Annotated in this window: 7 protein-coding genes; 5 read left to right on the top strand and 2 right to left on the bottom strand. The window is 55.6% G+C overall.

Annotated elements, in window-relative coordinates; genetic code table 11:
* Positions 1 to 141: 141 nt before the first annotated feature.
* Together QZ377_RS08845 and QZ377_RS08840 are read right to left on the bottom strand one after the other, a co-directional pair.
* Entirely contained in the window at positions 142 to 1,479 is a 1,338-nt protein-coding gene (locus tag QZ377_RS08845) for a dicarboxylate/amino acid:cation symporter (protein WP_291440796.1), read from the bottom strand.
* Between the two features lie 163 nt (positions 1,480 to 1,642).
* A complete protein-coding gene (locus QZ377_RS08840; RefSeq protein ID WP_291440795.1) occupies positions 1,643 to 2,062 on the bottom strand; it encodes a hypothetical protein in 420 nt (139 codons plus the stop codon).
* A gap of 857 nt (positions 2,063 to 2,919) precedes the next feature.
* On the opposite strand from QZ377_RS08840, the gene hydG reads away from it, so the two are divergent.
* The 5 genes from hydG to QZ377_RS08815 all read left to right on the top strand — a co-directional run.
* A complete protein-coding gene (hydG, locus tag QZ377_RS08835) occupies positions 2,920 to 4,323 on the top strand; it encodes a [FeFe] hydrogenase H-cluster radical SAM maturase HydG (protein ID WP_291440794.1) in 1,404 nt (467 codons plus the stop codon).
* A 25-nt stretch (positions 4,324 to 4,348) separates the two neighbouring features.
* Positions 4,349 to 5,344, top strand: a complete 996-nt coding sequence (gene hydE, locus QZ377_RS08830) for a [FeFe] hydrogenase H-cluster radical SAM maturase HydE (protein WP_291440793.1) — start codon at positions 4,349 to 4,351, stop codon at positions 5,342 to 5,344.
* Positions 5,345 to 5,446: 102 nt separating this feature from the next.
* Positions 5,447 to 6,703, top strand: a complete 1,257-nt coding sequence (locus QZ377_RS08825; RefSeq protein WP_291440792.1) for a [FeFe] hydrogenase, group A — start codon at positions 5,447 to 5,449, stop codon at positions 6,701 to 6,703.
* Positions 6,704 to 6,711: 8 nt separating this feature from the next.
* Entirely contained in the window at positions 6,712 to 7,086 is a 375-nt protein-coding gene (locus tag QZ377_RS08820) for an iron hydrogenase small subunit (protein WP_291440791.1), read from the top strand.
* A gap of 134 nt (positions 7,087 to 7,220) precedes the next feature.
* On the top strand, positions 7,221 to 7,573 hold a 353-nt coding region (locus QZ377_RS08815), incomplete at its 3' end, for a GTPase (RefSeq protein ID WP_291440819.1).

Below are 7,573 nucleotides of genomic sequence, written 5' to 3'. Positions count from 1 at the left end.
TTTTTTAGTGGCGGCGCATCCGGCCTGGGGGCACAGGTTTGCCGGGCAAACCTGCTTCAGCCCTGCGCGGCCCGGATCTGCTCAAGAACGGCAATGTTTGCGCCAGATCCGGATTGCTGCAGGCGGACTGCCATGCCGCAACTACGAAGTCATGCTTGTTTCGCGTACGACGACCGGGCTTTCGTCCATATCTTCTTCTATAACCGCCTGTGTCTGTCCGGGTTTTTTGTTCAGTTCCCGGCGCAACTGTTCCTGATCAAGTTTGCCGGTTATTTTGGCGATGGTAATGGAGGCCACGCCGTTGCCGACCAGGTTGGTCAGCGCGCGCGCTTCGGACATGAAGCGGTCAATGCCGAAGATGATGGCAAGGCTTTCCGGGGGGATGCTGCTCACGGAGCTGATGGATCCGGCAAGCACGATAAAACCGCCGCCCGTAACGGCCGCAGCTCCCTTGGAAGAAATGATAAGGATGATGAGCAGTGTGAGCTGGTCGCCTGTGGTCAGAGCGGTGTTGGTGGCCTGCGCCAGAAATATGGCCGCCATGGTCAGGTATATGGCCGTTCCGTCAAGATTGAAGGAATAGCCTGTGGGGATGACGAGATCGACCACGCTCTTTTGACAGCCCACTTTTTCCATTTTGGCGAGCATGTTGGGCAAAACTGATTCAGAGGAAGATGTACCGAGTACAATGAGCAGTTCCTCTTTGATATAGCGGATGAACTTGAAAATATTGAAGCCGGAATATGTGGCCACAGCGCCGAGGACGAGAATGACGAAAAGAAGGCTGGTAATGTAGAAGCAGAGGATCAACTCGCCCAGGGAGACGACAGAACCGAGCCCCTCCTTTCCGATGGTGAAGGCCATTGCGCCGAATGCGCCCACGGGGGCAACGCGCATGATGATGTTGATCAGCTTGAAAAGCGCTTCAGAAAAGCTTTTGACGAAATCAAGCACCAACTGCCCCTTTTCGCCACTGAAATTCAGGGCAAAGGCGAAAAGAATGGCTACCATCAGCACCTGGAGTATTTCGCCGCTGGTGAAGGCAGAAACAAAGGTGTTGGGGATGATGTTCATAAAAAAGGCCGCAAGCGTCTGATCTTTGGCCTTGCTGGCATATTGGTCGGCAAGGCCTTTGGCGCTGGCGTCAAAAGTGTTGACGTCAATGTTCATGCCCACGCCCGGCTGCGCGATATTCACGACGACCATGCCTATTATAAGGGCCAGCGTCGTCATGGTCATGAAGTAGACAAGAGAGAGCCCGCCGATTTTGCCTACCGCTTTCAGGTCCTGCATGCCCGCAATGCCGGTAACAACAGTACAGAAGATCAACGGGGCAATGACCATCTTGATGAGCTTGATGAATCCGGCTCCCAGCGGCTGCATTTTTACTGCCAACTGCGGGTAAAAGTGTCCAAGCAGAATGCCGATGCAAATTGCAATTAAAACCTGAACATAAAGAATTTTCAGATACTTGAGCATAAGTCCACCTTTGGCTTGAGCGTGCGCGGGCGCAAACGGCTGAAAGCAGCAATGGGTTCAGGACAGGTCTTGCGGTGTTTGTGCGAAGGGCGTCAGCCGAGACTACCGCCGGCAAGGGCGGCAAAACCGAAAGCTGTCTGCCACAAGTGCGTTGGTGGTTTGCTCAGGCCGTGGGAGCGCGGACTGGTGGGGGGCTTTCCTGGAGCTTGCGCTTGTCCGGCAAGTGGAGGCTGCTTGCCGGAGCAAGGCTTCCGGGGTTGGTATAGGGAATGGTTTGAAGAAAACAGGGAATAAGCTGCTCGGATGGTGAGGAGTGGCTGGCGTCATGCTTGATCCGTTCAGGCAGCAGGACACCAAGGTGGGGATAGCCACGCGTAACAAGCTCCGCTTCAGCAGGCAGGCTTTGTCCGGCTTGGAGCGGGCTTTGAATATTTTTTACGGGCAGGAGGCGACTGGCGGAATGGTGGTTGTGTTCGTGGAGCACGCCAAGGGCATGGGCCTGGCCGACGCCCATGTCTTTCCTCCATTCCATATGAAGGGCTGCCATAAAAACAATCAAAAGAAAGGTAATCTTTTTAAGCATTGTGTAGCCTTTCAATGATTTTTCAATGCGCCTTTTATATTTTATAATGTTGAGCTGGCAGATTGAATATTTTTTGAACGTTATACTATAAGAGCATACGTTTTAATTTTTATGCAACTAAATTCTTTTTTTCACTGGTGCACTATGTTGCAAAAAAACAGACTGCATATTTATAGTATATCAATATATAAAATTTATAATAATTTACATATTATTTTAATTAGATTTTTATACGTATCAATACTATTGATATACATGTTTTTATATGGTTGTTGCGGTATTCTTAACTGTTTGTGCAATCAGTAAGTGCCGATATACATATATTGTATGCCTTGTAATTGCTTATGCAGGATGCGCTATGTGCTGTTTGTAGGTGCATGTACGCATCTTATTGTTTTATTTGTAGAATTACGCTTGCGAGCAGCCTTGTGCTCAAATCATATGCAGATTGCATAAAAAGCACGTTTTCAGGTCGGTGATAAATGGAATAGTGGGCTGGTGCTGCCATTGCCGGAGCGGAGAATCTGCGGCAGTGCAAGTGCACGGTTCACGAATAAATCGGGGCTTGCGAGGTATGCAGAGTGTGATTTTTTGTGTTACATAATTGACAAAAGTAACACAGGGGCGTAGGTCTTTTTCTGTCGTCCCATACTGTTCAAAAGGCCGTGTGCGATGCAGCGGTTATTTGCCGCGGGCATGCTGCCGTTTTTCCTGCCTCAGGGTAGGTTTTTTTACAATCATTGGTGTTACATTTTTTAAAAAGATAACACTAAACTCGGGCCGATGTCTGTCCGCCACTGCTTCGATGTCGAAAGTCGGAGGTGAGCGGGCAAGCACGTGCGCGCAAGGGGGAAGACGTGGAAAATGCCACAGACACCAAGGCCACATGGCTGGACGCCGAAAAGATAGAAAAAACTCTTGCGTCCTGTAGTCAGGAGAACGCCGCCAGCGTGCGTGACGTTCTCGCCAAGGGCAAAGAGCTGAACGGTCTTTCCTTGCAGGATGTGGCCGTACTGATGGGCATTTCTTCTCCCGAGCTTACCTCGGAACTGTATCTGGCGGCCAAGGCGGTTAAAGAAGAGATTTACGGCAACCGCATCGTGCTTTTCGCGCCGTTATACATTTCCAATCTCTGTTCCAATGAATGTCTGTATTGCGCGTTTCGCAAATCAAACAAGGCCGTGACGCGTCGTGCTCTGAACATGGCTGAAATTGCCGAAGAAACCAGGGCGATATTGCGGCAGGGGCATAAGCGGGTGCTGATGGTGGCCGGTGAATCCTACCCCGGCAGCGGCATTGATTATGTTCTGGACGCCATTGACGCCATTTATGCCGTGCGCGAGGGCGAGAGTTGCATCCGGCGGGTCAACGTGAATCTTGCGCCGCTTTCCGTGAACGATTTTCGCAAACTGAAAGAGCATAACATCGGCACATTCCAGTTGTTTCAGGAAACCTATCACCGGCCTACCTACAGGCAGATGCATCTCTCCGGTCCCAAGAGTGATCTGGACTGGCGCGCATCGTCTTTTGACCGCGCCATGTTGGCGGGTATTGATGATGTCGGCATGGGGCTGCTCTATGGTCTTTATGACTGGCGTTATGAAACGTTGGCTCTCATGCAGCACATTGCCCATCTTGAAGAGCGCTTTGGCGTCGGCTGCCACACCATAAGCGTTCCGCGCATAGAGCCTGCCGTTGGTTCAGATCTTGCCTCCAGCCCGCCTCACGCCGTCAGCGACAGGGATTTTCTCAAGCTGGTGGCTATCCTGCGGCTCGCCGTGCCGTATACGGGCATTATCATGTCCACCCGCGAAAGCGCCGCCATACGCAGTCTGACCCTGGAGCTGGGTGTTTCGCAGATTTCGGCGGGCAGCCGCACCAATCCCGGCGGATATAGCGAAGAAAGCCAGTTTGAGGCAGCACAGTTTCAACTTGGCGACCACAGGAGCCTTGCGGAAGTGGTACACGACCTTGGCGCGCACGGCTTCATCCCTTCTTTCTGTACAGGCTGTTACCGCCTCGGGCGCACGGGCAAAGACTTTATGGATCTGGCAAAGCCGGGTCTCATCAAGGCCAAGTGCGCTCCCAACGCGCTTTCCACCTTTGAAGAATATCTGCTTGACTATGCCACTGACGAAGCGCGTCTGGCAGGGGAGGGGGCCATCGCCGCCACACTGAGCGGCATGGAGGAGCGCACGCGGCGCGTGTCGGAAAAGCTGCTGGACAAGGTCCGTTCCGGCCAGAGGGATGTGTACTGCTGACACGTTGCCGCCTCCGGGAGGGCTCATGCGCCGCAAAGACATTCTTGACCTGCTTTTCAATACTCCCTGGCCGGATCTGCGCCTGCGCGCCGTTCATGTTCTGGAGAGTGCAAAAGGTTCACATGTGCATGTGCGCGGCCTTGTGGAGTTTTCCAGCAATTGCCGCCGTAATTGCCTTTATTGCGGCTTGCGGGCGGACAATCACAGGCTGAAGCGCTACACGCTTTCCCGGGCGCAGATACTTGAAGCGGCCGCCGCGGCGGCCGCTGCCGGAGCCGACACCATTGTGCTGCAATCGGGTGAATATGCGGTCAAGCCCGAGTGGCTGGCCCGCGTCATTGCCGATATACGCAGCAGGTCCGGCCTTCCGGTGACGCTGAGTGTGGGCGAGCAGCCTCCGGCGGTCTATGCCCTTTGGAAAGAGGCCGGGGCCGTGCGTTATCTGCTCAAACACGAAACAGCCGATGCAAAGCTTTATGCTGCCCTGCATCCCGGTCATACCCTGCGGCAGCGCATCGCCTGCCTGCGCACGCTGGCCTCTCTCGGCTATGAATGCGGCTCCGGCTTTATGGTGGGGCTGCCGGGGCAGCGCCCCGAAAGCCTTGCTGACGATATTTTGCTGGCGCGCCGCCTGCGAGTAACCATGTGCGGTACAGGGCCGTTTATTCCGCAGGCGCATACGCCTTTGGGAAAAACTGTCGGCGGCAGCGCGGCCATGACGCTGCGGGTCATGGCTGTCCTGCGCATTGCCCTGCCCTGGGCCAATATTCCCGCAACTACGGCCCTGGCTACCATTGATGCCGCCGGCGGCCAGCGCGACGGCCTGCTGGCCGGGGCCAATGTGCTCATGCCGGGCTTCACCCCGCCCGATGTCCGGGAAGGGTACTGCATCTACGACAACAAGAATCGTGTGGATATTGCCGCCGCCCGCCAGGCCATTGAAGGCGCTGGCCGACGGCATGCGCTTGACATGCCGCATATGGCAGATGCCCCTGCCCCAAGGGTGACAGCGCGGCCATAGGCAAGGGTCAAGTTTTGTGCCGGGTTCCGGCTGCACTGTAGGGATCGCGCGTGTAGAAGCGCGCCGGAAAACTGTTTCACCTGTTACCGCCAGGAGGTTGGAATGCCGCGCATTATTATGGAACATATTCAGTATGAGCCACATGTGCCGCCCAGAGGCGCTGACGGCGACAAGATGCTTTTTGTCCAGATTGACGACAAGAAATGCATAGGTTGCGATCTTTGTCAGGAGTATTGCCCTACCGGGGCTGTATATGGCGAAACCGGCCTTGCCCACACGGTAGCCTATCCCGAACCGTGCATTAACTGCGGCCAGTGCCTGACCCACTGCCCGGAAATGGCTATTTATGAAACGCAGACCTGGGTTCCGGAGCTTCAGACGAAATTGAAGGACAAAAACGTCAGGTGTATTGCCATGCCTGCCCCGGCGGTGCGCTATGCTCTTGGCGAGGCGTTCGGCCTTGCTCCGGGTACGGTTACCACTGGCAAGATGCTGGCGGCCCTTAAAGCTCTGGGCTTTGACCATTGCTGGGATACGGAATTCGCCGCCGACGTGACCATATGGGAAGAGGCGTCGGAGTTTGTGCAGCGGCTGGGCGAAAAAAAGCATCTTCCCCAGTTTACGTCCTGCTGTCCCGGCTGGCAGAAGTATGCCGAAACTTTTTACCCTGATCTTCTGCCATATTTTTCTTCCTGCAAGTCGCCCGTCGGCATGAATGGCCGTCTGTCAAAAACCTATGGGGCGGAAAAACAGGGCTATGATCCCGCTCAGGTGTACACGGTATCCATCATGCCGTGCATTGCCAAAAAGTATGAAGGGCTGCGCCCGGAACTGGCCGCAGACGGTCAGCGCGATATAGACGCCACTCTTACAACCCGCGAACTGGCGTACCTTATCCGCCAGGCCGGAATAGACTTTGCCAAATTGCCTGAAGGCCAGCGCGACAGCCTCATGGGCGAATCCACTGGCGGAGCGACCATTTTTGGTGTTTCCGGCGGCGTTATGGAAGCGGCGCTGCGCTACGCGTATGAAGCGGTGACCGGGCAGCGTCCCGATTCGTGGGACTTTAAAGAAGTGCGCGGACTCAAGGGCGTAAAGGAATACGCCGTTACCATCAACGGCACGGAACTGCGCCTTGCCGTGGTGCACGGGGCCAAGCATTTTGCTGCCGTGTGCGACCAGGTGCGCGCCGGAAGCTCGCCGTACCATTTCATCGAATTCATGGCCTGCCCCGGAGGCTGCGTATGCGGCGGCGGCCAGCCCATCATGCCGAACCTGCTTGAGTACGCTGAGCGCAAGGCCACGAGCCTGTTTGCCGGTCTCAGAAAACGGCTTTCCAACGCTGCAACCAACGCATAGGAGGCGGTATGTCGATCATCAGCACAACGAGACGGGGATTTCTGAAAGGCGCATGCATCCTGTCCGGCGGCCTGCTGCTTGGCGTGCGCATGGTGAACAAGGCCCACGCTGCGGTCAAGGATATCAAGGACTATATGGCGGACCGCACCAAGGCTGTCTACGGCGCGGACGCGGCCTTTTCCAAAAGAGCCTCGCAGGATAATGCGCAGGTCAAGGCCCTGTATGACAACTGGTTGGGCAAACCCCTGGGGCACAAGTCTGAAGAATTGCTGCATACGAGCTGGTTTGACAAGTCCAAGGGGCTTAAAGCCCTGGTGGACGCCGGGCTGTATCCCAATCCCCGGCATGCGGAATTCGCGCAGAGCGCCTATCCTTACGAATAAGGCGTTATCGCCGGGGCCGCATTTTTGGCCCCACAGGGAACCTGCATCCGGGTTCCGCCCGAACCGGCCGGCACGGATTACCCCTCCGTGTCGGCCGCCCTGTTCCGGCGGGAGCACCAGTATGGGAGTTTGTCATGAAAGATGCGCCCAAGGGGCTTCGCCTGCACATCGCCTTTCTCGGTCGCTGCAATGTGGGGAAGTCTTCGCTGCTTAACGCGCTGTGCGGGCAGGATGTTGCCATTGTGTCCACCATGCCGGGTACGACTGCCGACCCGGTGGAAAAAACGCTTGAGATGGCGCCGCTGGGGCCGGTTGTCTTTCTTGATACCGCCGGTATCGATGATACGGGCGGGCTTGGAGGATTGCGCGCCGGGCGGAGCCTTGCGGCCATGGCCAGAGCTGACGTGGCTTTGCTGGTAACGGATTCCCCGTCCTGGGGGCCGTATGAACGTGACCTTGCCGATCGCCTGAAGAAACAGAAAATACC

This window comes from Desulfovibrio sp. (assembly GCF_019424165.1).
In the GTDB taxonomy this organism is placed as follows: Bacteria; Desulfobacterota; Desulfovibrionia; order Desulfovibrionales; family Desulfovibrionaceae; genus Desulfovibrio.
The sequence above is the reverse complement of the archived record's forward strand: the minus strand, read 5'-3'. Positions and strand labels throughout refer to the sequence as shown.